The organism is Rahnella inusitata (assembly GCF_965118895.1).
Classification (GTDB): domain Bacteria; phylum Pseudomonadota; class Gammaproteobacteria; order Enterobacterales; family Enterobacteriaceae; genus Rahnella; species Rahnella inusitata_A.
In genome coordinates this window covers 80,802-106,077 of the sequence record NZ_CBCPJJ010000026.1, presented here as the reverse complement: position 1 = coordinate 106,077, position 25,276 = coordinate 80,802, and the positions used below count along the sequence as shown (strand labels likewise).

Below are 25,276 nucleotides of genomic sequence, written 5' to 3'. Positions count from 1 at the left end.
ATTTACATCCCGAGTCGCGCTTTCGCATCAGCAATCGCCTGTGCAACCTGCTGAGGAGAAACGCCGCCCTTGGCTGCGCGTTTGTCGAGGCAGGATTGCAGTTCGAGGATCGGGTAAACATCGTCGCCAATCACGCTGCTGAATTTCTGCAAATCCTGCAACGATAGCGCTTCCAGCGCTTTGCCCTGATTGATCGCTTCCACCACCGCTTCACCCACAATATGGTGTGCTTCGCGGAACGGGACGCCTTTGGCGACCAGATAATCCGCCAGTTCGGTGGAGTTAGCGTAGCCCTGCTGCGCGGCTTCTTTCGCACGCGGGCGTTTGACCTGAATACCATCGAGCACCAGTGCCGCCATATTCAGGCAATCCATCCAGGTGTCGAGTGCGTCAAACAGCCCTTCTTTATCTTCCTGCATGTCTTTGTTGTAGGCCAGCGGCAGGCCTTTCATGGTCATCATCATGCCGGTCAGTGCGCCCTGTACGCGGCCACATTTGCCACGAATAAGCTCCAGCGCATCCGGGTTTTTCTTCTGCGGCATCAGTGAAGAGCCGGAGGTCACGCGGTCAGACAGATCGATAAACGCCGCTTCACCGGTGTTGAAGAAGATCAGATCTTCGGCGAAACGCGAAAGGTGAACCATGCTGATGGCCGCGTTGGACAGTAACTCCAGCACGTGGTCACGGTCTGACACGCTGTCGAGGCTGTTACGGGTTGCAGAAGCGAAACCTAACCAGCTGGCCAGCTGTTCACGATCCATCGGATAAGCGGTACCGGCCAGTGCGCCACAACCCAGCGGGCTGACGTCCAGACGGGTCAGGGTATCTTTCAGACGGCTTTCGTCACGCGCCAGCATTTCCACATACGCCATACACCAGTGCGCGAAGGTCACCGGCTGGGCACGTTGCAGATGGGTATAACCCGGCATCACGGCATCCTGATTGGCTTCTGCAGTCGCGACCAGCGCCTGTTGCAGATGATGCAGTGCGCCGCCAAGTTCAATCACCTGCGCTTTGCACCACAGCTTGAGGTCAGTCGCGACCTGATCGTTACGGCTGCGGCCAGTGTGCAGTTTTTTGCCGAGGTTACCGACTTTGTCGATCAGTTTGCCTTCGACCCAGCTGTGAATATCTTCTGCATCACTGGCTAAAATAGCGCGGGGATTCGCACGGACTTCTTCGAGCAGCACGTTCAGCGCGCCTTCGAGCTCAATCTGCTCGTCAGCCGTCAGTACGTTGACGGTGACCAGCGCTTTCGACCACGCCACCGAACCGACGATATCTTGCTCTGCCAGCCGGTAATCGAAACGCAGTGAGTCATTGAGTTCTTTAAACCGCTGATCCGCCGCCTGAGTAAAACGTCCGCCCCAAAGTGCCATGTTCCCGCTCCTGAAATTTTTATGCAAAAGGGCGCACTACGCTGCGCCCTAGAAAGTGTCTGCCGAAAGGTGTTACGCCAGAATACGTGTTCCGATTGCGACGCCGTTAAACAGTGCCGGTAATTGCTCGGCGTGACGCCAGCTGGCGATATCCACCGGACGTCCGAGAGTGCGTGCGGCGTCCAGCGCGGCGTGAACTTTGACGATCATGCCGTCGGTAATAATACCCTGGTCGATCAGCTGTTCAGCTCTTTCCGCGCTCATTTGCGGAATGCGCTGACCTTTGCCGTCAAGAATGCCGCTGACGTCGGAGAGCAGAATGAGATCTGCGCCCAGCGTGGCGGCCAGAGCTGTCGCGGCCTGATCGGCGTTGACGTTCATCAAGTCACCGGCTGCCGTGATCCCGATAGAGCTGACGATCGGCAGGTAGCCTGCGCCGGTCAGGGTGTTAATCAGCGCCGGGTTACCCGCTTCGGCTTTGCCGACGTTGCCCAGCTCTTCGCTCAGTTGCGTTACGCTGACTGAGCCACCGTCTGCCAGTGACAAGCCGACCGCGTTGATGTGATTTTTGACGGCCCACGCCAGCAGGGTTTTGTTGGCGCTTCCGGCCAGTGCGCCGGTAATGATGTCAATCTGGTCAGCAGGCGTGACACGCAGGCCAGCTTTCTTAACGACCGGCAGATTCAGCTTTTTCATCAGCTCATCAACCAGGCAGCCGCCACCGTGAACGATCACCAGCGGGCGCTGATATTCCTGACGATAAGCGACGACCGCCATGAACAGGCGCTCAAGCGCTTCTTCATTATCCAGCAACACTCCACCCAATTTGATGACTAACGGATTCATAGCTGTTTGCGCCTCGACCGATTGTTTATGTTAATGAATAACAATATGTTTAATTTAATCTAACATCCCTGCGCATCTGAATAAACGCTCAGGGACGGTTGTTTTCTGTTTGCTGACAATCTGACTGATTATTAAAGCAGTGATTGCGTTTCCGGGAAGCCAAAGCGAATGTTCATACACTGCACCGCCTGCGCCGACGCGCCTTTCAGCACGTTATCTTCCGTCGCCACCACAATCAGATGTTCGCCTTTCACGGCAAAACCGATATCGCAGAACGGCAGCCCGACCACGTCTTTCAGCGCAGGTACGCCTTGGGTGTACAGACGCACCAGAGGTTTATCGTGATACGCATTATGAAAGGCTTGCGCCACTTCCTGCTGCGTTACACCCGCTTTCAGACGACAGGTGATGGTCGCCAGAATTCCGCGCGGGAAGTTGCCCAGATGCGGCGTGAAAATCACCGGCACGCCGAGGTGCTCAACGATTTCAGGTTCATGACGATGGCTGAACAGTTTGTAAGGTTGCAGGCTGACTTCGCAGAAGCTGTTGCCCAGCGTGGCTTTACGCCCTGCGCCGCTGACGCCGCTGGTAGCATTGATCACCGGCCACTGGCTGTCATTAAGCAAACCGTTTTCGATAAGCGGTTTGAGCGCCAGCTGCGACGCGGTCGGATAGCAGCCCGGCACGGCGATGAGCTGCGCCTCTTTCAGTTTGTCCGCCTGCCATTCGGCAAGGCCGTACACGGCTTTATCCAGCAGCTCGAGGTGCTGGTGCTCGAAACCGTAGAATTCGGTATAAAACTCAGGTTTTTTGACGCGGAAGGCACCGGACAGGTCAAACACCACGCAGCCCGCCGCCAGAAACTGCGGAGCTAAATCGTGGCTGACTTCATGCGCGGTCGCCAGAAACACGACATCGACGCCTTTTGCAGCTTCGGCAACATCCGTCAGCGGCAAAACAGGCAAATCGACAATACCTTTTAATTGAGGATGCAAATCAGAAAGCAATTTTCCTGCATCTGCACTTTGCGCTGAAACCGTTAAACCGGTTATGTTCATATGTGGGTGGCGATTCAGGTAGGCAGCGAGTTCAGCTCCGGCATAACCTGTGGCACCAACAATCAGCGTATTCAACATAGGATCTGTTCACCTTCTCAACTTATCTGTATGGCTTTGCGATACAGGGACTTCAACAGGTAACAGGTGGTCACTGCGTTGTACGCCGCTCACCCGCGAGATTCAGCCGTGTCGTTTTACCTTACCGGGATTTTTTCCGGTTTCCTTACGCGCTGGCTTATTGTATTTTTATTCACAATTATTGCATGAATATGAATACTACCCTAACTAAAGGCTGTCAACAGTGAAGATGAAATTACCTCCTTTTATTGAGCTCTATCGGGCGTTAATCGCAACCCCTTCCATCAGCGCCACAGACAGCGCGTTGGACCAGAGCAATGAAACGCTAATCAACTTACTGGCAGGCTGGTTTGGTGATTTAGGTTTTAAAGTTGAAGTGCAGCCAGTGCCGGGAACCCGAAACAAATTCAATATGTTAGCCAGTACCGGTGAAGGTGCGGGCGGTTTACTGCTGGCCGGTCATACTGACACCGTTCCGTTCGACGATGGCCGCTGGACGCGTGATCCTTTCACCCTAACCGAGCACGAAAATAAGCTCTATGGTTTGGGTACTGCCGACATGAAAGGTTTCTTCGCGTTTATCCTCGATTCGCTGCGCGACGTCGATCTGACAAAACTGACTAAACCGCTGTATATTTTGGCGACCGCCGATGAAGAAACCACCATGGCCGGTGCCAGCTATTTTTCTAAAAATGCGAAAATCCGCCCTGACTGCGCGATCATTGGCGAACCAACCTCGCTGAAGCCGGTTCGTGCGCATAAAGGTCATTTATCGAACGCCATTCGCATCACAGGTCAGTCCGGCCACTCAAGCGATCCGTCACGCGGCGTGAACGCCATTGAGCTGATGCACGAGTCGATTACCCATTTAATGACCCTGCGCAATACGTTGAAAACCCGATACAACCACAGTGGTTTCGTAATCCCTTATCCGACCATGAACTTCGGTCATATCAACGGCGGCGATGCGCCAAACCGCATCTGCGCCTGTTGTGAACTGCATATGGATATCCGCCCGCTGCCGGGTCTGACACTGTCCGAAATCAACGGCCTGCTGAACGAAGCGCTGGAGCCAGTGAGTCAGCGCTGGCCTGGGCGTATCGTGATTGAAGAACTGCATCCGCCGATTCCTGGCTATGAATGCCCGCCGGATCATCAGCTGGTGCAGGTGGTTGAGAAGTTGCTGGGTGTGGAAACGGAAATCGTTAACTACTGCACCGAAGCGCCATTTATTCAGGAGCTGTGCCCGACACTGGTGCTTGGCCCCGGTTCTATCGATCAGGCGCATCAGCCAGATGAATATATTGATACCGCGTTCATTAAACCGACACGCGAGCTGATATCTCAGGTTGTGCATCACTTCTGTTATCACTGATCCTGAATCAGGGTTGATGAAGAAACAATCAGGGCGCTCCGGGGCGCCCTTTGCTACTGTACAAAACGAGTTCGCAAAAGTGGATTAGCCAAACTGATATCGTCGCGGTTGTAATTAAATTTCAGCGACATTGCTAAAAAGACCATTTTTCACGTGAGTGATCGGGGCTTTTTGGGTTAAAACAGGGGCTGCTTTTGAAAAGTAGGGCCAGGTTGGCAGGGTGAACGGGGCAAGAATGCCTGACGGGTGAAAGTTATTTACAGAATATAAAAATTAAACGAGAGAACGGGTCAGAGGTGATATGAACGAACAATATTCCGCAATGCGAAGTAATGTCAGTACGTTAGGTAAACTGCTGGGCGATACGATCAAAGATACGTTGGGAGAACATATCCTCGATCGTGTTGAGCAAATTCGTAAACTGTCGAAATCCTCCCGCGCCGGAAACGAAGCGGATCGTCAGGAATTACTGTCAACGCTGCAAAATCTGTCAAATGATGAACTGCTGCCGGTTGCCCGCGCATTCAGCCAGTTCCTGAATTTAGCCAACGTGGCTGAGCAATATCACAGTATTTCGCCGCACGGCGAGGCGGCCAGCAATCCCGAAGCGCTGGCGTTGTTGTTCGACCGTCTGAAATCCAAAAATCTCTCTGATCAGCAATTACGTGACGCCGTTGAACAGCTTTCCATCGAACTGGTCCTGACCGCGCACCCGACCGAAATCGCCCGCCGCACGCTGATCCATAAACTGGTCGAAGTGAATAACTGCCTCAAGCAGCTCGACCACAACGATTTGGCCGATTACGAACGCAAACAGATTATGCGCCGCCTGCGCCAGTTGATCGCGCAGTCATGGCACACCGATGAAATCCGTAAGAACCGCCCTTCTCCGGTAGATGAAGCCAAATGGGGTTTTGCGGTCGTTGAAAACAGCCTGTGGGAAGGCGTTCCTGCTTTCCTGCGCGAACTCAACGAGCAGCTGGAAACGTCGCTGGATTACAAAATGCCGGTAGAAGCCGTGCCTGTACGCTTCACCTCCTGGATGGGTGGCGACCGCGACGGCAATCCGAATGTGACCGCCGATATTACCCGTCACGTGTTGCTGCTGAGCCGCTGGAAAGCGACCGATCTGTTCCTGCGCGACGTTGCCGTGCTGGTGTCGGAACTGTCGATGACCGAATGTACGCCTGAACTGCGTGAACTGGCGGGCGGCGCGGATATCCTCGAGCCGTACCGCGAAATCATGAAGCAGTTGCGCGCGCAGCTGACCTCCACGCAGGTCTATCTGGAAGCGCGTCTGAAAGGTGAACGTGTGACGCGTCCGCACGATTTGCTGGTGAAAAATGACCAGCTATGGGCACCGCTGTACGCCTGCTATCAGTCATTGCAAGCCTGCAACATGGGGATCATCGCCAACGGTCAGTTGCTCGATACCCTGCGTCGCGTGCGCTGCTTCGGCGTGCCGTTAGTGCGCATCGACGTGCGCCAGGAAAGTACCCGTCACACCGACGCCATCGCAGAAATCACCCGTTATCTGGGTCTGGGCGATTATGAAAGCTGGTCAGAATCTGACAAGCAGGCGTTCCTGATCCGCGAACTGAATTCTCAGCGCCCATTGGTCCCGCGCAACTGGGAACCGAGCGCCGATACCAAAGAAGTGCTGGATACCTGTCAGGTCATCGCAGAAGCGCCGGAAGGCTCTATCGCCGCGTATGTGATTTCCATGGCACGCACGCCGTCTGACGTGCTGGCTGTGCATCTGCTGCTGAAAGAAGCAGGTTGCCCGTTCCCGATGCCGGTCGCGCCACTGTTCGAAACGCTGGACGACCTGAACAACGCGGACGACGTGATGAAGCAGTTGCTGAGCATCGACTGGTATCGCGGTTTCATTCAGGGCAAACAGATGGTGATGATTGGCTATTCCGATTCCGCGAAAGACGCGGGCGTGATGGCGGCGTCATGGGCGCAGTATCGCGCGCAGGATGCACTGATCAAAACCTGCGAGAAAGCCGGAATTGCTCTGACTCTGTTCCACGGACGCGGCGGTTCCATCGGCCGTGGCGGCGCACCGGCGCAGGCGGCATTGCTGTCTCAGCCTCCGGGCAGCCTGAAAGGTGGCCTGCGCGTAACCGAACAGGGCGAGATGATCCGCTTCAAGTTTGGCCTGCCGGAAGTCACCATCAGCAGCCTGGCGCTGTACACCTCCGCCATTCTGGAAGCCAACCTGTTGCCACCGCCGGAGCCGAAAAAAGCCTGGGTGGACATCATGGAACAACTGTCCGACGTGTCCTGCAAGATGTACCGTGGTTACATCCGCGAGAATAAAGACTTCGTGCCTTACTTCCGCGCCGCAACGCCGGAGCAGGAACTGGCTAAGCTTCCGCTGGGTTCACGCCCTGCGAAACGTAAAGCCAGCGGTGGCGTTGAAAGCCTTCGCGCCATTCCGTGGATCTTCGCGTGGACACAAAACCGTCTGATGCTGCCAGCCTGGCTGGGCGCCGGTGCCGGTTTGCAGGCCGTGGTGGATGACGGTAAACGTGATGAACTGGAAACCATGTGCCGCGACTGGCCGTTCTTCTCCACCCGCATCGGGATGCTGGAAATGGTGTTTGCCAAAGCCGACCTGTGGCTGGCGGAATACTACGATCACCGTCTGGTGGAAAAAGAACTGTGGCCGCTCGGCCAGCAACTGCGCGATCAGCTGGCCAGCGACATCAAAGTGATTCTGGCGATTTCCAACGACGATCACCTGATGGAAGATTTGCCGTGGATTGCTGAATCCATCGCACTGCGTAACGTCTATACCGATCCGCTGAACGTCCTGCAGGCTGAACTGCTGCACCGTTCACGCGAGCTGGAAAAAGAGGGCAAGCAGGATGCCAATATCGAACAGGCACTGATGGTGACGATTGCCGGCGTGGCAGCGGGTATGCGCAATACCGGCTAGCCCTGTCTGACAGCAATTAAGCAAAAACCCGCGAATTCGCGGGTTTTTTGTTTTCAGCATTTTTGATGCAATAAATCAGGCACGAACGGGGACAGCAATGTCAGGGCGAACCCCCAGCGTATGACAAATCGCATAACTCATTTCTGCACGGTTCAGAGTATAGAAGTGGAAGTCCTTCACGCCTTCGCGGCTGAGGATTTTCACCATGTCCATCGCGATATTGGCACCGACCATTTTGCGGGTCTCGGCGTCGTCATCCAGCCCTTCAAACATGCTGTTCATCCAGTGCGGTACACGGACGTTGGTCATGGTCGCAAAGCGCGTCAGCTGTCTGAAGTTAGAGACCGGCAGAATGCCTGGCACGATTTCCACATCAATGCCCTGACCGGCGCAGCGGTCACGGAAACGCAGGTAACTTTCCACGTCGAAGAAAAACTGTGTGATAGCACGGTTGGCGCCGGCATCAATTTTACGCTTCAGGTTGATGAGATCTGCCTGCGCGCTTTTCGCTTCCGGGTGAACTTCCGGGTAAGCCGCGACAGAGATATCAAAATCGCCGACTTCTTTCAGCAGATGCACCAGATCGGTGGCGTACATTTCCGGCTTGCCGCTGCCCGCAGGCAAATCGCCGCGCAGCGCCACGATGTGACGGATACCGCTCTGCCAGTAATCCTGTGCAATCTGACGCAGCTCGTCGCGATTGGCGTCAATACAGGTCAGGTGCGGGGCGGCTTCCAGACCGGTACGCTCTTTGATGCCTTTAATGATGCTGTGCGTGCGGTCGCGCTCGCCGGAGTTTGCGCCGTAGGTGACGGAAACAAACTTAGGTTTGAGGCTGCTCAGACGGTCGATAGAGCTCCACAACGTATCTTCCATCTCGCTCGTACGCGGCGGGAAAAACTCGAAAGAGACGTTAATCTGACCCTGCAACTCTGCCAGGTTTTGATTCAGCGCTTCGCGCTGGTTAGCGTGGAAAAAGCTCATATAACACTACCTCATAGAACACTGCGTTTTCATTATGATTTTTTATGATGAACGTCTGGACGTCTAAACGTATAGATAGAAAATGACGGAAAGCAGGCAACCTGTCAACGTGAAAATGATGTCGGGGGATGATTAATCTTCACGCAAACTGAAAGAATTTCATCTTGGTGATAGGGAGTGAGGAAGATGTCGGGATTCGTTCCCCTTCTTGCGAAGGGAAGATTGGGAGGGGGATTGGCAGGCATTTCGGCCGCGTTTGCTATACCCCAACCCAGCCCTCCCCTTCACAGGGGAGGGCGCAGAAGAATTAAAGCAATTGCGTCAGGCGGTTAAGGTCAGACTGTAATGCGCCAGCAGTGACATCGCGCCCGGCACCTGGTCCGCGGATGACCAGCGGGTTATCGCGGTACCAGCGGCTTTCGATGGCAAAGACGTTGTCGCACGGCAGCAGAGCCGCCAGTGGATGGTCTTCACGCACCGCTTCGACACCCACGCGCGCTTTGCCATTGGCATCGAAACGCGCCACGTAGCGCAGCACCAGCCCCATTTCACGGGCCGCTTCCAGACGCTGCAACATTTGCTGGTTCAGCGCCTCGCCGTCTTCAAAGAACTGATCGACAGAACCGGTGGCGCAAGCTGGCGGCACCAGCGATTCCACGCGAACCTGCGTCGGCTCGATGTCATAACCGGCCTCACGCGCCAGAATCACCAGCTTGCGCATGACGTCCTGACCCGATAAATCATCACGTGGATCCGGTTCCGTCAGCCCCTGCTGCCACGCCAGATCCACCAGTTCGGTGAATGGCAGCGTGCCGTCGAATTGCAGGAACAGCCAGGATAATGTGCCGGAGAAAATCCCGCTGATCGCCAGAATGCTGTCGCCGCTTTCGCGTAAATCACGCACCGTATGGTTCACCGGTAAACCCGCGCCAACGGTAGCGTTGTACAGCCAGTGGCTGTCGGTTTTGGAGAATGCATCGCGGATCTGACGGTATTTATTGGTGTCAGATGCACCCGCCAGTTTGTTGGCACTGATGACATGGAATCCATAGCTGGCGAAATCCAGATACTGATCGGCCAGTTCGGCGCTGGCGGTGACATCCAGCACCACCAGATCGTCGTAAGGATGCGCACGCATCCACAGGAACAGCGACTCTTCGTCGTGCGCCTGTGATTCGTCATCGAAGAAGGCCAGCGCACGGCTGGCGTCCAGCCCGTCGTAATTGAGCAGGCTGCGTTTGCTGTCGACCACGCCGGCCAGCACAAACTCGAAACCGCTGCGGGCGGAAATGTTTTTTTGCTCGCGGGCAAACAGCTCCAGCCAGCGCGAACCGATATTGCCTTTACCAAACAGCATCAGGCCGATTTGTTTTTCAGCGCGGAACAGGGTTTTGTGCAGCCCCTGAATCAGGTGCGCCGTCGGGCCAATGCGCAGAACCGCGACCAGGCTAATCCCGTCTTCGGCCTGCCAGATAAATTCCACCGGCTGATCTTTCATTTCCTGATAAAAACGGTGACTGTGCAGCGGGTTTTTACACACGCCCGCACCGACCAGCGCCACCAGCGCCAGCCCTTCACGCAACGTCAGACGCCCCGGCAGCGCTGCTTCTTCCAGCACCTGCAATGCGCTGCCTGCCACTTCGGAGGTGTAGCAAAGTTGCAGCAAATTGCGGTCAGGATGTACGCCGGTACAAAGCGGTTTGACCTGCGCGCGCTTGAGCAACAATTCGACGTCTTTGTGGGCCAGACCAAAATCGTGACCGGACGGGATCGCCACTTCGATCAGGCAAATATCATCGTGACTGGTGACAATCTTGGCACCGGTACCGGACGCCAGCACACGCTCAATGCGCGTCGAGCCCTGCTCCGGCTGGTAGCTGCAACGCAGCTGCAAATCGATGTCGCTGCCGGAGACCGGCTGCAAAGTACGGGTGTGGAGAACGGGAGCGGCCAGACGCGCCAGTTCACTGGCTTCATCCAGACGCAGCAACGGCAACAAACACGCATCTTTCACTTTACGCGGGTCAGCGCTGTACACACCGGCAACGTCGCTCCAGATTGTTACGCGGCTGGCATCGGCCAGTGCGCCAATCTGGGTGGCGGAATAGTCGCTGCCGTTACGGCCAAGCAGCACGGTTTCGCCCGCGTCATTGCGCGAGATAAAGCCGGTCACCACCAGATATTGCTGAGGATGTTGCGCGAGCAGCTGTTGCAGCAGCGGATAAGACCGGCCTTCATCCACCTGCGGCTGCGCGGCGCGTTCGGCACGCAGGAATTCGCGGGCGTCCAGCCAGGCAGCCGGAAGCTCCAGCTTGCACAGCACCGCCGACATCAGGCGGGCCGACCAGATCTCGCCGTGCCCGACCACTTCCGCATAAATCGCGTCGGTAACCTTACCGTCGAGCAACACGGCCAGACGTTCGAGATCGTGAATAAAGGAAGCAATAAGCGGCTCAGCCATTTCCGGCGGTAGCAGACCGGAAATCAAATCACTCTGATAACGGCGCAGTGTCTGCTGGACCTGATGCGCGGAAATCCTGTCGGTCTGGCTCAGTTTCAACCAGCTGATCAGCTGGTTCGTCGTGCTGCCCGCCGCCGACACCACCATCATGTCGCCGGGTTTGGCGTACTCGGACATAATGCCTGCGACGCGCAGATAACATTTCACGTCGGCCAGACTGCTGCCACCAAATTTGTGCAACTGCCGGCTTCCCGCCGGTGCTGCGACCGCTATTGCATTCATACTTACCTCGTTGCCACTGACTGGAATGCGTGTTCCAGATCAGCAATCAAATCTTCACTGTCTTCAAGACCTACAGAAATACGGAGCAAGCTGTCAGAAATCCCGGCGGCTTTACGCGCCTCAGGCGCCATACCGGCGTGCGTCATGGTGGCGGTATGAGAAATCAGGCTTTCGACACCTCCCAAGGATTCTGCGAGGGTAAATAACTTCAATTCTTTCAGGAAATGACGCAGCTGCGCTTCATCACCGTTAAATTCAAAACTGATCATCGCGCCAAAGCCACGTTGCTGACGGCGGGCAATGTCATGCCCCTGGTTTTCCGGCAGCGACGGATGATACAGCTTTTTGACCTGCGATTGCTGTTGTAAATAAGCCACAATCGCCAGTGCATTTTCCTGCTGCTGTTTCACGCGAACCGTTAACGTGCGCAGACCACGCAGCAACAGATAGCTGTCAAAGGCGGCGGCGGTGACGCCGATGTTGTTTGCCCACCAGGCCAGTTCCGTCGCATGTTCAGCGGTCTTAGATATTACCGTACCGGCGACCACATCAGAATGGCCGTTAAGATATTTAGTACAAGAATGAACAACTAAATCCGCACCGAGCTGCAACGGGTTTTGCAGCGCCGGGCTGAGGAAGGTGTTATCAACGACCGTCAACGCACCCGCTTCATGAGATGCCGTGCAAATCGCCTGAATATCCACCACGCGCAGCAGCGGATTGCTCGGGGTTTCGATCAGCACCAGCGCCGGTTTTTCCTTCAGCGCTTCGGCCAGCGCCAGCGGATCACCCTGATCGACAAAACGTACGCGATACGCGCCGCGCTTGCTCAGGCTGTCGAACAAACGATAGCTGCCGCCGTAACAGTCGTGCGGGGCCAGCAGTAAATCGCCAGGTTTCAGAAAGACCGTACACACCAGATGAATCGCAGACATACCACTGCTGGTCAGTACCGCGCCCGCGCCGCCTTCCAGATCCGCCAGTGCACGCTGAGCGATATCACGCGTCGGGTTACCGCGGCGTGAATAATCGTGGGCTCTTGGCTGATTGAAGTCTTCAAAGTTGTAGGTGCTGGAAAGCGCGATGGGCGGAACTACACAACCATACTGCTGATCATTGTTCAGGCCACTGCCCACGGCAATGGTGGCTTGCTTGTGCGTCATAGTCTTTTCTTCCTGCGATATGCGAAGGGTGAGGAGATAAAGAGTAACGCCCGCAGTTATAGACGTCAATACATCTGGACATCTAAACTTCTTTGCGTATAGATTGAGCAACGGCGCAATACCCGCTAAAATTATGGCGTTATGAGAATGTCTGGCCGATCGCGGACGCACAGGCCACTGAACACAAGCCTGCGTCAGGCGACAAAATGCACAATGCCGCAGGGAAAATCGTGAGATAACCCTGTTAAATACGGACATTTGCTTAGTGAGAACAGTGAAAATCGGGCATAATCGCCGGGTTTTCAGAATTTTATTTTTTGATAAATTTAAGGTGTCCCATGGCTGAGTGGAACGGCGAATATGTCAGCCCTTACGCTGAACACGGTAAGAAAAGCGAACAAGTTAAGAAAATCACGGTATCCATTCCGCTGAAAGTCCTCAAAATTCTCACCGATGAACGCACCCGTCGTCAGGTCAACAACCTGCGTCATGCGACCAACAGTGAATTATTGTGTGAGGCTTTCCTGCATGCCTTTACCGGTCAGCCTTTGCCGAATGACGAAGACCTGCGTAAAGAACGCAGTGACGAAATCCCGGAAGCGGCGAAGATCCTGATGCGTGAACTGGGTGTGGATCCTGATACCTGGGAATATTGATGAGCTGATTACAGCTGAAAATCCCGTGCGGATGATTGTGCGGGTTTCAGTGTATCGGATGATTAACGCAGGATTTCATCAGGAAGATTTGTCTGGCGGGATGTAAAACGACAGGCAACAAAAAAGGCGCCATCGGCGCCTTTTTTTGCTCTCAAGCCAGCAATATTATTTGCTGCTTGGCACGCTGAAACGCTTGTTAAAGCGGTCAACACGGCCACCGGTAGCGACTTCACGTTGCTTACCAGTATAGAACGGGTGGCATTCGCCACAAACGTCCAGGTTCAGGTCGTGACCCACAGTTGAGTGAGTTTTGATAACATTACCGCATGAGCAGTTTGCAGTAATTTCTACGTATTTAGGGTGAATACCTTGTTTCATGGGAAAACCTCTTCTTAAGGCCGCGTCGCTATCCAACCCTGTTCCGTCAGACACCACGCGTAGTGGATGATAGGCTTTAGTACGAAATGCACTAAAGGCGGCGAATCATACAGAATCTCTGATAGCCGCGCAATGATGTTCATGCATTTCGAAGGACTCAGTGTACACTATCTCGTCATTTTTTTAAAGTCTGGACCCCCGATGCCTGTTGCCCACGTTGCTTTACCTGTTCCGCTTGCCCGTACTTTCGATTATTTACTGCCACCCGGAATGCAGGTGACGCAGGGTTGTCGGGTCAGTGTGCCTTTTGGTAAACGCGACGCGATTGGTATTGTGACGAAGATCAGTGACTCCAGCGAATTCGGTCTGGAGAAGCTGAAACCCGTGCGCGATGTGCTCGACCGCACCAGCCTTTTTACCCCCGATTTGTGGCGCATCCTGTTCTGGGCCGCCGATTATTACCATTTCCCGATTGGTGAAGTGCTGTTCCACGCGCTGCCGGTGTTGCTGAGACAGGGGAAACCCGCCGAGCTGACGCCGTTGTGGCAATGGTTCGCCACCGAGCAGGGGCGCGCGACGCCGCTCGATTCGCTCAAGCGTGCGCCAAAACAGCAGCAGGCGATGGCCGCGTTGATGCAAAAACCGGTGTACCGTCATCAGGTCGCGGATCTGGATCTCACCGATACGGCGTTGCAGGCGCTGCGGGCGAAAGGGCTGACGGATTTACGCAGCATCGCGCCCGACGCTGCAGACTGGCGCAAAGATTTTTCGGTGGTCGGCGAGCGTTTACGTCTGAACACTGAACAGGCCACTGCCGTTGGGGCAATCCGCAGTGAAGATCAGCAATTTTCCGCCTGGCTGCTGGCCGGTGTAACCGGTTCGGGTAAGACAGAAGTGTATCTCAGCGTGCTGGAAAACATCCTCGAACAGGGGCGGCAGGCGCTGGTGATGGTGCCGGAAATCGGCCTGACGCCGCAGACTATCGCCCGCTTTCGCGAACGTTTTAGTGCGCCTGTGGATGTCCTGCATTCCGGCCTCAATGACAGCGAACGTCTCGCCGTCTGGCTGCGCGCCCGCAACGGCGAAGCGGGTATTGTGATCGGCACGCGTTCTTCGCTGTTTACGCCGTTTGCCCGCCTTGGCGTGATCATCATCGATGAAGAACACGACAGCTCTTATAAGCAGCAGGAAGGCTGGCGCTATCACGCCCGCGATCTGGCGGTGTACCGCGCTCACGCAGAAAACATTCCTATTATCATGGGCTCGGCGACGCCCGCGCTGGAAACGTTACATAACGTTGAACTGGGAAAATATCGCCAGCTGAAGCTGACCAAGCGCGCCGGTAACGCTAAGCTCGCCCGGCAGAATCTGCTTGATCTGAAAGGGTTGCAGCTGAAAGTCGGGCTGTCGCAGCCGCTGATCCAGAAAATGCATGAGCATCTGAAAGCCGATAATCAGGTCATGCTGTTCCTCAACCGTCGTGGCTACGCGCCTGCCCTGCTGTGCCATGAGTGCGGGTGGATAGCCGAGTGTCAGCGCTGCGATCACTATTACACAATTCATCAGAACCAGCGCCAGCTGCGCTGTCATCACTGCGACAGCCAGCGTGCGGTGCCGCATCAGTGTCCGCACTGCGGCTCGACGCAACTGGTTTCCGTCGGCGTCGGCACAGAACAGCTGGAAAACGAACTCGCGCCACTGTTTCCGGATACGCCGATTACCCGTATCGACCGCGATACCACCAGCCGTAAAGGTTCGCTGGAACTGCATCTGAACGAAATCCACCGCGGCGGTGCCCGCATTCTTATCGGCACGCAAATGCTGGCGAAAGGTCATCACTTCCCCGACGTTACGCTGGTGTCACTGCTGGACGTCGACGGCGCGCTATTCTCGGCGGATTTCCGCTCGGCAGAACGCTTTGCCCAGCTGTATACACAGGTGTCAGGCCGCGCAGGCCGCGCCGGTAAACAGGGCGAAGTGGTGCTGCAAACCCACCATCCTGAACATCCGCTGTTGCAGGTTTTACTGCAAAAAGGTTATGACGAATTTGCCCGGCAGACGCTCGCCGAGCGCAAAAGCGTCTTTTTACCGCCTTACACCAGCCATATCCTGATCCGCTCTGAAGATCACGATAATCAGCAAGCCCCGCTGTTCCTCCAGCAGTTACGTAATTTGCTGGAATCCAGCCCGCTGAAAGATGATTCGCTGTGGATTTTAGGGCCGGTTCCCGCACTCGCGGCTAAACGCAACGGCCGCTTCCGCTGGCAGCTGTTATTACAGCATCCTTCCCGTCGCGTTTTACAGCATTTGATCAAGAGTTCTCAGCCGCTTATCGCCAGCCTGCCGCAGGCCAGAAAGGTGAAATGGACGCTGGATGTGGATCCCATCGACAGCTAATTCCTATAAAACCTTGGGATTTCTGCGTGATGGATCGAAAAAAAGCATCTGCATCACACTTTTCATGCAAATTAGGTAACAAATCCTACTCACATTCTGTTTAGAATGTGATGAGCTACACAGCACGCAGGCGTAGCAGGTAAGGAAGGTTGATGTTGTCGTGTCCGTTTGATGCAGTTGCAAGGAGAGATGCGTTGGAGCACAAGAAAGAATTACCCGCCGCGACAATGAAAGATGTGGCTGAACAGGCAGGCGTTTCAACAGCAACGGTATCCCGCGCGTTAATGAATCCGGAAAAAGTCTCCGCTTCCACCCGTCAGAAAGTGGATCAGGCGGTCATGGCCGTGGGATATTCCCCTCATGCCATGTCACGCAATTTGAAACGCAACGAATCACGCACGATTCTGGTGATCGTCCCGGATATCTGCGATCCATTTTTTGCCGATTTGATCCAGGGGATCGAGCATACGGCGGCGAAAAGTGGCTATCTGGTGCTTATCGGTGACTGCGCTCATCAGAACCAGCAGGAAAAAACCTTCATCAATCTGATCATCACCAAACAAATTGACGGCATGCTTCTGCTCGGCTCCGATTTACCTTTCGACGCCAGCAAAGAAGAACAACGTAATTTGCCGCCAATGGTGATGGCCAATGAATTTGCGCCGGAACTCGAGTTGCCGACCGTACACATCGACAACCTGACCGCCGCCTTCGAAGCCGTGCATTATCTGCTTAAGCTCGGGCATCAGCGCATTGCCTGCATTGCCGGTCCGAAACACATGCCGCTGTGCCAGTACCGTTCACAGGGCTACGTTCAGGCACTACGCCGTAACGGCATGAGCGTCGAAAGCGGGCTGACCGTGCATGGTGATTTTAGCTATGAATCAGGCGCACAAGCGGTTATTGAGCTGATGTCACAGCCGACGCCGCCGACGGCGATTTTCTGCCACAACGACGTGATGGCGATTGGTGCGATGTTCCAGGCGAAGAAAATGGGTCTAAATATTCCCAGAGATCTGTCGATTGTCGGGTTCGATGACATCAAAGCCAGTCAGTTCACCGACCCTCCGCTGACCACCGTGGCGCAGCCCAGATTCCAGCTTGGTCAACAGGCCATGTTATTATTACTTGAACAGTTACAAGGGAATCCGGGACAAAACGGTTCACTGCTGCTCGACAGCGAGCTCATCGTTCGCGAAAGTACAGCAGCACCCAAAGCGTGAGTTGTTTTTTTATCCAATCATGAAGTTTTAATTTCAGTAAATGTTCAGGGTTAAGTAACATGACGCACTTCTTCTTTAATCATCACGACACAGCGAAACGATAGTGGCACAGAAAGACTATGTAAGCCGTGGGCGCTCAGGAGCGCGGCGGAAAAGTACCAGCCGGAGTAAAAAACGCAATTCCACAACGATCTCCAAAACCATGGTGGTGTTAGCCGTTGCGGTGCTGGTGGTGTTTGTCGGTGGCCTCTATTTTATTGCTCACAATAAGCACGAAGAAGCCGTCGTCGTGCCAACCCATCCTGTTCGTCCGGGTAACGGCTTGCCGCCTAAACCGGAAGAACGCTGGCGCTATATTAAAGAACTGGAAAACCGTCAGATGGGCGTCACCACGCCAACAGAACCGACGGCGGGCGGCCAGGTAGAATCCAAAACTCAGCTGACGCCGGAACAACGTCAGCTGCTTGAGCAGATGCAGGCCGATATGCGCCAGACGCCAACACAGCTGTCTGAAGTGCCGTATAACGATCCGAATCAGGCCACGCGTACTGCGCCAGCGCAGCGTCAGGTTCAGCAACAACAGCAGCCGACTTATACGCAGCAGCAGCCGGTGCAGACCCAGCCGCGTCAGGTCCAGCAGCAGCCAACGTACACACCGCAAACCCAGCCGGTACGGGCGCCGCAGGCTCAGGTTCAGACACAACCGGTACAGCCGAAGCCAAAACCTGTGCCGAAAGAAACGGTGAAAGAGCAGCCGAAGGAACAACCTAAAACGCAGCAACCTGCTGCGATCACGCAGGTTGCCCCGGAGAAACCGAAAGAGCAGGAAAAAACCCAGCGCTTTATGGTTCAGTGCGGTTCCTTCCACGGTACCGAACAGGCGGAATCCCAGCGCGCCAAGCTGGCTTTCGAAGGTTTTGAAGGCCGTATCACCACTGGCGGCGGCTGGAATCGCGTCGTAATCGGCCCTTATAACAATCGTTCAGGTGCCGACAGCACCTTAGCCCGCCTGAAGAACGCAGGCATCTCCGGTTGCATTCCCCTCGCAACCGGGGGTTGAAAACCCGTAATCCTTCCCCAATCTATACTTTCAATATGCCTCGTAAGCTTGTGAGACACACAGCGTGTCCCACAAGCCTGCGGGGATCTTTCCCGTCTGCAACGAGGAACCGCTCGTGACAACAATTGTAAGTGTACGCCGCAACGGCAAGGTCGTTATCGGTGGTGATGGCCAGGCCACATTGGGAAATACCGTCATGAAGGGCAACGTGAAAAAAGTACGTCGCCTGTATAACGATAAAGTGATCGCGGGCTTTGCCGGCGGTACGGCTGATGCCTTCACGCTGTTTGAGCTGTTCGAGCGCAAACTGGAAATGCATCAGGGTCATCTGGTGAAAGCCGCTGTAGAACTGGCGAAAGACTGGCGTACCGACCGTATGCTGCGTCGTTTGGAAGCGCTGCTGGCCGTCGCAGATGAAAATGCCTCGCTGATTATCAGCGGCAACGGTGACGTGATTCAGCCTGAAAACGATCTGATCGCGATTGGTTCCGGTGGACCTTATGCACAGGCGGCTGCCCGCGCGCTGCTGGAAAACTCCGAGCTGGGCGCGCGTGATATCGTCGAAAAATCGCTGAGCATCGCCGGTGACATTTGTATCTACACCAACCAATTCCACACCATCGAAGAATTGTCTTCTAAAGCGTAAGGATCGAAAATTATGTCTGAGATGACCCCGCGCGAGATTGTCAGCGAACTAGACAGCTACATCATTGGTCAGGATAAGGCGAAACGCGCCGTGGCCATTGCGTTGCGTAACCGCTGGCGCCGCATGCAGCTCGACGAAGCGCTGCGCCATGAAGTCACCCCGAAAAACATTCTGATGATCGGTCCAACCGGTGTGGGTAAAACCGAAATCGCCCGCCGTCTGGCAAAACTGGCCAATGCGCCGTTCATTAAAGTCGAAGCGACCAAATTCACAGAAGTCGGTTACGTCGGGAAAGAAGTGGATTCTATTATCCGCGATCTGACCGATTCCGCCGTGAAAATGATCCGTCTGCAATCGATCGACAAAAACCGCCATCGCGCCGAAGAACTGGCCGAAGAACGTATTCTCGATGTGCTGATCCCGCCTGCCAAAAACAACTGGGGCCAGCCGGACGAAGCGCAGGAACCTTCTGCCGCGCGCCAGAACTTCCGCAAAAAACTGCGTGAAGGTCAGCTCGACGACAAAGAAATCGAAATCAGTCTGGCCTCCGGGCCGATGGGCGTTGAAATCATGTCCCCTCCGGGCATGGAAGAAATGACCAACCAGCTACAGTCAATGTTCCAGAACATGGCCGGGCAGAAACAGAAACCGCGCAAGCTGAAAATCAAAGAAGCCTACAAGCTGCTGATTGAAGAAGAAGCGGCAAAGCTGGTGAATCCGGAAGATCTGAAAGAACAGGCGATTGAAGCCGTTGAGCAGCACGGGATCGTGTTCATCGATGAAATCGACAAAATCTGTAAACGCGGCGGACAAAGCTCTGGTCCTGACGTATCCCGCGAAGGTGTCCAGCGCGACCTGCTGCCGCTGGTGGAAGGCTGTACGGTGTCCACCAAGCACGGCATGGTGAAAACGGATCACATTCTGTTTATTGCCTCCGGCGCTTTCCAGACGGCAAGTCCGTCTGATCTGATCCCTGAATTGCAGGGTCGTTTGCCGATCCGTGTGGAACTGCAGGCGCTGTCGACCGAAGACTTCGAACGCATCCTGACCGAGCCAAGTGCTTCCCTGACCCATCAGTACAAAGCATTGATGGCGACCGAAGGTGTGACGATTGATTTTACTGCTGACGGCATCCGCCGTATCGCTGAAGCGGCATGGCAGGTAAACGAAACCACCGAGAACATTGGTGCGCGTCGTCTGCATACCGTTCTGGAGCGTCTGATGGAAGATATCTCTTACGACGCCAGTGAAAGCAACGGTATTTCCATAAACATTGATGCAGATTATGTTAGAAGCCACCTTGATCAGCTGGTAGCTGATGAAGATCTGAGCCGTTTTATCTTATAATTTGCTCATACGTTCCGAAAGTGATCTTCAGGGAGGCGTTTGCCTCCCTGTTTTTTTTGATTTCGGACTGACTTGTTCACCTGAGCGAATCCACTATGAGCACTATGACTCCCTGCACTCCGACGACGCCCACCCGCGCCTGGCTCGAAAGCCTGCGTCCTAAAACGCTGCCTCTGGCTTTTGCCTCTATCGTCATGGGTTCTGCTATTGCCAGCTTGCAAGGCGTTTTTCATCCGCTGATCGCGCTGCTGGCGTTGCTCACCGCCGGGTGTCTGCAAATCTTGTCGAATCTGGCGAATGATTATGGCGATGCCGAAAAAGGCAGCGATACGCCGGATCGCGTGGGGCCTTTGCGCGGAATGCAAAAAGGGATGATTACGGCTGCACAGATGAAGCGCGCCATTATGCTGACCATCGCGCTGACCATTGTCTGCGGCATCGCGCTTATCGCCGTAGCGTGTCATAAGCCGAGCGACGTGGTCGGTTTCCTGATCCTCGGTTTGCTGTCGATTGGCGCGGCGATCACCTACACAGTAGGCACCCGCCCTTACGGTTACATGGGGCTCGGAGATATTTCGGTACTGATTTTCTTTGGCTGGATAAGCGTAGCGGGGACATTCTATTTGCAGGCCGGATATTTTGACTGGATAGTCATGTTGCCAGCAACGGCAACCGGTTTGCTGTCTACTGCGGTGCTCAACATTAACAATTTGCGCGATATCGAAACCGACAGCGCCAACGGCAAAAATACGCTGGCAGTGCGCCTCGGGCCGGTAAATGCCCGCCGTTATCACACCATTATTCTGAGCGCCGCCTCGCTTTGTCTGGCGATATTCTCTGCCGTTCACCTGCATCACTGGACCGGCTGGCTGTTCCTTCTGGCACTGCCGATGCTGGCTGTTCACATCAAACGCGTGAATCACGCCAAAACGTCAATGGAAGTGCGCCCTCTGCTGGAGCACATGGTAAAAGCTGCGTTACTGACTAACGTATTGTTTGCAGTAGGTCTGTTACTCAATTGATGAAAAGTAGCCAGGCGTGCGCTAATCGCGCTGCTTTTCACATTTAACAATTGATGATTTTGCCAACATCCGCTCTAAAGGGATATACTGAACACTCATGCAGCAACCAGATGAAATCCTATGAAATACGATACTTCCGAACTTTGCGATATCTACCATGAAGAAGTGAATGTTGTCGAACCCCTGTTCTCCAACTTTGGTGGACGTACTTCATTTGGCGGGCAAATCACGACAGTGAAGTGTTTCGAAGACAATGGCTTGCTTTATGACCTGCTGGAAGAGAATGGCCGTGGGCGCGTGCTGGTGGTCGATGGTGGGGGTTCTGTTCGTCGCGCGTTGCTTGATGCCGGTCTGGCACGTCAGGCTCTGCAAAACGAATGGGAAGGCATTTTGATTTACGGTGCAGTTCGTCAGGTGGACGATCTGGAAGAGCTCGATATTGGCATTCAGGCGATGGCAGCGATTCCGGCGGGCGCAGGCAGTGAAGGGATCGGCGAAAGCGACATTCGTGTCAATTTCGGCGGCGTGACCTTCTTCTCCGGTGACCATCTGTATGCTGATAACACCGGTATCATCCTTTCAGAAGACCCGCTCGATATCGAATAATCTTCGCTTTCAGCAACAAAAAAGGACGCCCTGGCGTCCTTTTTTATGCTTATACATCAAGCGCTTCGGCGGAAGTCCTCAGACTTCTTCCATTTTTCCCAACAGTGCACGCAAACGATCCTGCCACACGTGTTGTTCTTCTTTCAGTTGCGCATTTTCACGCACCAGCGACTCGTGATTACCACTCGCCTGCTGAACTTCATGAGACAGGGTGTTGTTCTGCTCTTTCAGTTCTTCGATTTCCATCTGCAACAGAGTAATGGTATCGATCGCTTGCTGAACTTTAGCTTCTAGTTTCTCAAATACTTCAAATGACATTTTTCGGTCCCCTTATGTTCGCAAGGCGCACATCTTATGTTCTGCCGCATCGTCCGGACACGGCTCAAAAATTCCTGCACTTCGTCGATTTTTATAACAAATTCAAACCAGAAAAACGTCTGAACCCTTCAAAACCGGCGGGTGTCTTAACGGGTGATTGTATGTAGCCAGCCATGCCCTGTCTAGCAAGAACCCCTCTCAGCACGCAGTCTGTTGCAATTTTAACGGGCCGGGTATCAGGAAATGCTTAAAAAGCAGAGGCACTCACCAGAAATATCACTGAATACCGAATACTCTGAGCGCCATTCTGACATACGCGATGAGCGGTAACCCCTTCGCGAAGTTGTCACAGCGTGGCTTTTTTACCCGTCAGTATGACCTTTGAACACGCGAAATCGCTCATTTTTATGACGCAACACACAAATATTGATTTCGCTATTTCTCGTTTATGCTCGTTAACGATAAATTCACATTACGTTCTCATTTAATGATGAACGGCAAAATCCGATTACGTTCACGTACGCAAGACAGAAAAACTATAACTAACCATTAACATCATCCTTAGCAGGATCAAACTATGAGCCAAACCATGAGTTCCACATTAAAAGGTCAGTGCATCGCTGAGTTTCTGGGTACCGGGCTTATCATTTTCTTTGGCGCAGGCTGTGTTGCTGCGCTGAAACTTGCCGGAGCATCCTTTGGCCAGTGGGAAATCAGTATCGTCTGGGGATTCGGTGTCGCAATGGCCATTTACCTGACCGCCGCGATTTCGGGCGCACATCTGAACCCGGCTGTCACCGTCGCCTTATGTTTGTTCGCGAACTTTGAAGGACGCAAAGTTCTGCCCTACATCATCGCACAAGTCGCAGGCGCCTTCTGCGCAGCTGCACTGGTTTACGGCCTTTATTACAACCTGTTCTTCGATTTCGAGCAAAGCCACAACATGGTGCGCGGCAGTGTGGAAAGTCTGGATCTGGCCGGTATTTTCTCGACCTATCCAAACCCGCATATCAGCGTGCTTCAGGCCTTCCTGGTTGAAACGGTGATCACCGCTGTTCTGATGGCACTGATCCTCGGCCTGACCGACGACGGTAACGGCCTTCCGCGTGGCCCGCTGGCTCCGCTGCTGATCGGTATTCTGATTGCCGTCATCGGTGCCTCCATGGGCCCACTGACCGGCTTCGCCCTGAACCCGGCACGTGATTTCGGTCCAAAACTGTTCGCTTTCTTTGCGGGCTGGGGCAAAGTGGCCTTCACCGGCGCACGTGATATCCCTTACTTCCTGGTACCGATTTTTGGCCCGTTACTCGGCGCGATACTGGGTGCCGCAGGCTATAAAGCGCTGATTAGCCGCCATCTGCCGCATCAGATCAATGATATTGCGGAAGACAAAGCGCAGCAGCCTACCAAACAGCGTAAGGCCTGATCGGCTAAACTGTTCCATAGCTTACTTATTCGCAGGATGAAAATTATGTCAGCAGATACGACTCACGAAAAAAAATACATCGTTGCGCTCGACCAGGGTACGACCAGCTCACGCGCCGTAGTTCTGGATCACGATGCCAACATCGTCAGCGTTTCACAGCGCGAATTCACCCAGATCTACCCGAAATCCGGTTGGGTAGAACACGACCCGATGGAAATCTGGTCATCGCAAAGCTCGGTATTGGTAGAAGTGCTGGCGAAAGCCGACATCAATTCGGATCAGATCGCCGGTATCGGTATCACCAACCAGCGTGAAACCACTATCGTGTGGGAAAAAGAAACCGGCAAGCCGATTTACAACGCAATTGTGTGGCAATGCCGTCGTACTGCTGAGATCTGTGAAAAGCTGAAGAAAGACGGAATGGAAGAGTACATCCGTCACAACACCGGCCTGGTGGTTGACCCTTACTTTTCTGGTACCAAGCTGAAATGGATCCTCGACCACGTTGAAGGCTCCCGTGAACGCGCTGCCCGCGGCGAGTTGCTGTTCGGCACCGTTGATACCTGGCTGGTGTGGAAAATGACTCAGGGACGCGTTCACGTTACCGATTACACCAACGCCTCCCGTACCATGATGTTCAATATCCACAATCTGGAATGGGATGAACGCATGCTGGAAGTGCTGGATATCCCGCGCGCCATGCTGCCGGAAGTCCGTCCTTCCTCAGAAATTTACGGCCAGACCAACATTGGTGGTAAAGGCGGTACGCGTATTCCGATCGCCGGTATCGCGGGTGACCAGCAGGCCGCGCTGTATGGCCAGCTGTGCGTTCAACCGGGTATGGCGAAAAATACTTACGGCACCGGCTGCTTCCTGCTGATGAATACCGGTACAGAAGCCGTGACGTCGAAAAATGGCCTGCTGACCACCATCGCCTGCGGTCCGCGTGGTGAAGTAAACTATGCGCTGGAAGGTGCGGTCTTTGTCGGCGGTGCCTCCATTCAGTGGCTACGCGACGAACTGAAGCTGATCAGCGACGCGACAGACTCCGAATATTTCGCCAGCAAAGTCAAAGACACCAACGGTGTTTACGTGGTACCAGCCTTCACCGGCCTCGGCGCGCCTTACTGGGACCCGTATGCCCGTGGCGCGATCTTCGGCCTGAGCCGCGGCGCGAACAGCAATCACATCATCCGTGCAACGCTGGAATCCATCGCTTACCAGACGCGCGACGTACTTGACGCAATGCAGGCTGATTCAGGCACCCGCCTGCAATCCCTGCGCGTGGACGGCGGCGCTGTCGCCAACAATTTCCTGATGCAGTTCCAGTCAGATATTCTTGGCACACGTGTTGAGCGCCCTGCCGTTCTGGAAGTCACCGCGTTGGGTTCAGCCTTCCTCGCCGGTCTGGCCGTCGGTTTCTGGAACGATCTGGACGAAGTGCGCAGCAAAGCGACTATCGAACGCGAATTCCGTCCGAGCATTGAAACTACAGAACGCAATGTTCGCTACAAAGGCTGGCAGAAAGCCGTTGCCCGCGTGCGTTCTTGGGAAGATCACGACGAGTAACCGTCATTTTTTAACGCCAACACCCATTCTGAAACTCCCCTCTGGGGAGTTTTTT

At 54.4% G+C, this 25,276-nt stretch carries 20 protein-coding genes; 12 read left to right on the top strand and 8 right to left on the bottom strand.

The genetic code is table 11. The annotated features are described in order from the left end of the window. Positions 1 to 2: 2 nt before the first annotated feature. The 3 genes from argH to argC form a co-directional block, all read right to left on the bottom strand. Positions 3 to 1,379 carry an argininosuccinate lyase gene (argH, locus tag ACMHLI_RS21435; RefSeq protein ID WP_413531220.1) on the bottom strand — a complete coding sequence of 459 codons (1,377 nt, stop codon included), beginning with the start codon at positions 1,377 to 1,379 and terminating at the stop codon, positions 3 to 5. Between the two features lie 72 nt (positions 1,380 to 1,451). After that, on the bottom strand, positions 1,452 to 2,225 hold the full coding sequence (gene argB / locus ACMHLI_RS21430; RefSeq protein ID WP_413531219.1) for an acetylglutamate kinase: 774 nt from the start codon (positions 2,223 to 2,225) through the stop codon (positions 1,452 to 1,454). Between the two features lie 131 nt (positions 2,226 to 2,356). Next, on the bottom strand, positions 2,357 to 3,361 hold the full coding sequence (argC, locus tag ACMHLI_RS21425; RefSeq protein ID WP_413531218.1) for an N-acetyl-gamma-glutamyl-phosphate reductase: 1,005 nt from the start codon (positions 3,359 to 3,361) through the stop codon (positions 2,357 to 2,359). A 223-nt stretch (positions 3,362 to 3,584) separates the two neighbouring features. On the opposite strand from argC, the gene argE reads away from it, so the two are divergent. After that, entirely contained in the window at positions 3,585 to 4,736 is a 1,152-nt protein-coding gene (gene argE / locus ACMHLI_RS21420; protein WP_112169521.1) for an acetylornithine deacetylase, read from the top strand. 301 nt (positions 4,737 to 5,037) lie between these two features. Next, positions 5,038 to 7,683: a phosphoenolpyruvate carboxylase gene (ppc, locus tag ACMHLI_RS21415; RefSeq protein WP_413531217.1), complete on the top strand. Its 2,646-nt coding sequence runs from the start codon at positions 5,038 to 5,040 to the stop codon at positions 7,681 to 7,683. A 75-nt stretch (positions 7,684 to 7,758) separates the two neighbouring features. On the opposite strand, the gene metF is transcribed toward ppc, so the two are convergent. The 3 genes from metF to metB form a co-directional block, all read right to left on the bottom strand. Then, a complete protein-coding gene (gene metF / locus ACMHLI_RS21410; protein ID WP_413531216.1) occupies positions 7,759 to 8,667 on the bottom strand; it encodes a methylenetetrahydrofolate reductase in 909 nt (302 codons plus the stop codon). A gap of 307 nt (positions 8,668 to 8,974) precedes the next feature. After that, positions 8,975 to 11,410, bottom strand: coding sequence for a bifunctional aspartate kinase/homoserine dehydrogenase II (locus ACMHLI_RS21405; RefSeq protein WP_413531215.1), 2,436 nt, complete (start codon positions 11,408 to 11,410; stop codon positions 8,975 to 8,977). A 2-nt stretch (positions 11,411 to 11,412) separates the two neighbouring features. Next, entirely contained in the window at positions 11,413 to 12,573 is a 1,161-nt protein-coding gene (gene metB, locus ACMHLI_RS21400; RefSeq protein ID WP_413531214.1) for a cystathionine gamma-synthase, read from the bottom strand. 338 nt (positions 12,574 to 12,911) lie between these two features. Between metB and metJ the strand changes: the two genes are divergently transcribed. Continuing rightward, positions 12,912 to 13,229 carry a met regulon transcriptional regulator MetJ gene (gene metJ / locus ACMHLI_RS21395; RefSeq protein WP_004392248.1) on the top strand — a complete coding sequence of 106 codons (318 nt, stop codon included), beginning with the start codon at positions 12,912 to 12,914 and terminating at the stop codon, positions 13,227 to 13,229. Positions 13,230 to 13,394: 165 nt separating this feature from the next. Here the strand turns inward: metJ and rpmE are convergent, their stop codons facing one another. Then, positions 13,395 to 13,607: a 50S ribosomal protein L31 gene (rpmE, locus tag ACMHLI_RS21390; RefSeq protein ID WP_112168908.1), complete on the bottom strand. Its 213-nt coding sequence runs from the start codon at positions 13,605 to 13,607 to the stop codon at positions 13,395 to 13,397. A gap of 201 nt (positions 13,608 to 13,808) precedes the next feature. Here rpmE and priA point away from each other — a divergent pair, with 201 nt between their 5' ends. The 7 genes from priA to rraA all read left to right on the top strand — a co-directional run bounded on the left by priA (position 13,809) and on the right by rraA (position 21,908). Then, entirely contained in the window at positions 13,809 to 16,004 is a 2,196-nt protein-coding gene (gene priA / locus ACMHLI_RS21385) for a primosomal protein N' (RefSeq protein WP_413531213.1), read from the top strand. Positions 16,005 to 16,198: 194 nt separating this feature from the next. Further along, positions 16,199 to 17,227: a DNA-binding transcriptional regulator CytR gene (gene cytR / locus ACMHLI_RS21380; RefSeq protein WP_413531212.1), complete on the top strand. Its 1,029-nt coding sequence runs from the start codon at positions 16,199 to 16,201 to the stop codon at positions 17,225 to 17,227. 103 nt (positions 17,228 to 17,330) lie between these two features. After that, positions 17,331 to 18,287: a cell division protein FtsN gene (ftsN, locus tag ACMHLI_RS21375; RefSeq protein WP_413531211.1), complete on the top strand. Its 957-nt coding sequence runs from the start codon at positions 17,331 to 17,333 to the stop codon at positions 18,285 to 18,287. Between the two features lie 115 nt (positions 18,288 to 18,402). Next, positions 18,403 to 18,933, top strand: coding sequence for an ATP-dependent protease subunit HslV (gene hslV, locus ACMHLI_RS21370; protein WP_056774599.1), 531 nt, complete (start codon positions 18,403 to 18,405; stop codon positions 18,931 to 18,933). 12 nt (positions 18,934 to 18,945) lie between these two features. Then, positions 18,946 to 20,280: an HslU--HslV peptidase ATPase subunit gene (gene hslU / locus ACMHLI_RS21365; RefSeq protein WP_413531210.1), complete on the top strand. Its 1,335-nt coding sequence runs from the start codon at positions 18,946 to 18,948 to the stop codon at positions 20,278 to 20,280. Positions 20,281 to 20,375: 95 nt separating this feature from the next. After that, positions 20,376 to 21,302, top strand: coding sequence for a 1,4-dihydroxy-2-naphthoate polyprenyltransferase (locus ACMHLI_RS21360; RefSeq protein WP_413531209.1), 927 nt, complete (start codon positions 20,376 to 20,378; stop codon positions 21,300 to 21,302). Between the two features lie 120 nt (positions 21,303 to 21,422). Beyond that, positions 21,423 to 21,908, top strand: a complete 486-nt coding sequence (rraA, locus tag ACMHLI_RS21355; RefSeq protein ID WP_112168902.1) for a ribonuclease E activity regulator RraA — start codon at positions 21,423 to 21,425, stop codon at positions 21,906 to 21,908. Between the two features lie 78 nt (positions 21,909 to 21,986). Here rraA and zapB read toward each other — a convergent pair whose 3' ends face one another. Next, positions 21,987 to 22,226 (bottom strand): cell division protein ZapB, encoded by a 240-nt coding sequence (zapB, locus tag ACMHLI_RS21350; protein ID WP_056774584.1) that lies wholly within the window; start codon positions 22,224 to 22,226, stop codon positions 21,987 to 21,989. 577 nt (positions 22,227 to 22,803) lie between these two features. Between zapB and ACMHLI_RS21345 the strand changes: the two genes are divergently transcribed. Both ACMHLI_RS21345 and glpK read left to right on the top strand, forming a co-directional pair. Then, complete coding sequence (locus tag ACMHLI_RS21345; RefSeq protein WP_413531208.1) at positions 22,804 to 23,652, top strand: MIP/aquaporin family protein; 849 nt, start codon at positions 22,804 to 22,806, stop codon at positions 23,650 to 23,652. A gap of 45 nt (positions 23,653 to 23,697) precedes the next feature. Next, complete coding sequence (glpK, locus tag ACMHLI_RS21340; protein WP_413531207.1) at positions 23,698 to 25,221, top strand: glycerol kinase GlpK; 1,524 nt, start codon at positions 23,698 to 23,700, stop codon at positions 25,219 to 25,221. Positions 25,222 to 25,276: the final 55 nt, after the last annotated feature.

What these genes read in the sequence shown, in the direction of transcription:
- argH (WP_413531220.1), bottom strand. Translation starts at nt 1,379, where the DNA reads ATGGCACTTTGGGGCGGACGTTTTACTCAGGCGGCGGATCAGCGGTTT.
- argB (WP_413531219.1), bottom strand. Translation starts at nt 2,225, where the DNA reads ATGAATCCGTTAGTCATCAAATTGGGTGGAGTGTTGCTGGATAATGAA.
- argC (WP_413531218.1), bottom strand. Translation starts at nt 3,361, where the DNA reads ATGTTGAATACGCTGATTGTTGGTGCCACAGGTTATGCCGGAGCTGAA.
- ppc (WP_413531217.1), top strand. Translation starts at nt 5,038, where the DNA reads ATGAACGAACAATATTCCGCAATGCGAAGTAATGTCAGTACGTTAGGT.
- metF (WP_413531216.1), bottom strand. Translation starts at nt 8,667, where the DNA reads ATGAGCTTTTTCCACGCTAACCAGCGCGAAGCGCTGAATCAAAACCTG.
- ACMHLI_RS21405 (WP_413531215.1), bottom strand. Translation starts at nt 11,410, where the DNA reads ATGAATGCAATAGCGGTCGCAGCACCGGCGGGAAGCCGGCAGTTGCAC.
- metB (WP_413531214.1), bottom strand. Translation starts at nt 12,573, where the DNA reads ATGACGCACAAGCAAGCCACCATTGCCGTGGGCAGTGGCCTGAACAAT.
- metJ (WP_004392248.1), top strand. Translation starts at nt 12,912, where the DNA reads ATGGCTGAGTGGAACGGCGAATATGTCAGCCCTTACGCTGAACACGGT.
- rpmE (WP_112168908.1), bottom strand. Translation starts at nt 13,607, where the DNA reads ATGAAACAAGGTATTCACCCTAAATACGTAGAAATTACTGCAAACTGC.
- priA (WP_413531213.1), top strand. Translation starts at nt 13,809, where the DNA reads ATGCCTGTTGCCCACGTTGCTTTACCTGTTCCGCTTGCCCGTACTTTC.
- hslU (WP_413531210.1), top strand. Translation starts at nt 18,946, where the DNA reads ATGTCTGAGATGACCCCGCGCGAGATTGTCAGCGAACTAGACAGCTAC.
- ACMHLI_RS21360 (WP_413531209.1), top strand. Translation starts at nt 20,376, where the DNA reads ATGAGCACTATGACTCCCTGCACTCCGACGACGCCCACCCGCGCCTGG.
- rraA (WP_112168902.1), top strand. Translation starts at nt 21,423, where the DNA reads ATGAAATACGATACTTCCGAACTTTGCGATATCTACCATGAAGAAGTG.
- zapB (WP_056774584.1), bottom strand. Translation starts at nt 22,226, where the DNA reads ATGTCATTTGAAGTATTTGAGAAACTAGAAGCTAAAGTTCAGCAAGCG.
- ACMHLI_RS21345 (WP_413531208.1), top strand. Translation starts at nt 22,804, where the DNA reads ATGAGCCAAACCATGAGTTCCACATTAAAAGGTCAGTGCATCGCTGAG.
- glpK (WP_413531207.1), top strand. Translation starts at nt 23,698, where the DNA reads ATGTCAGCAGATACGACTCACGAAAAAAAATACATCGTTGCGCTCGAC.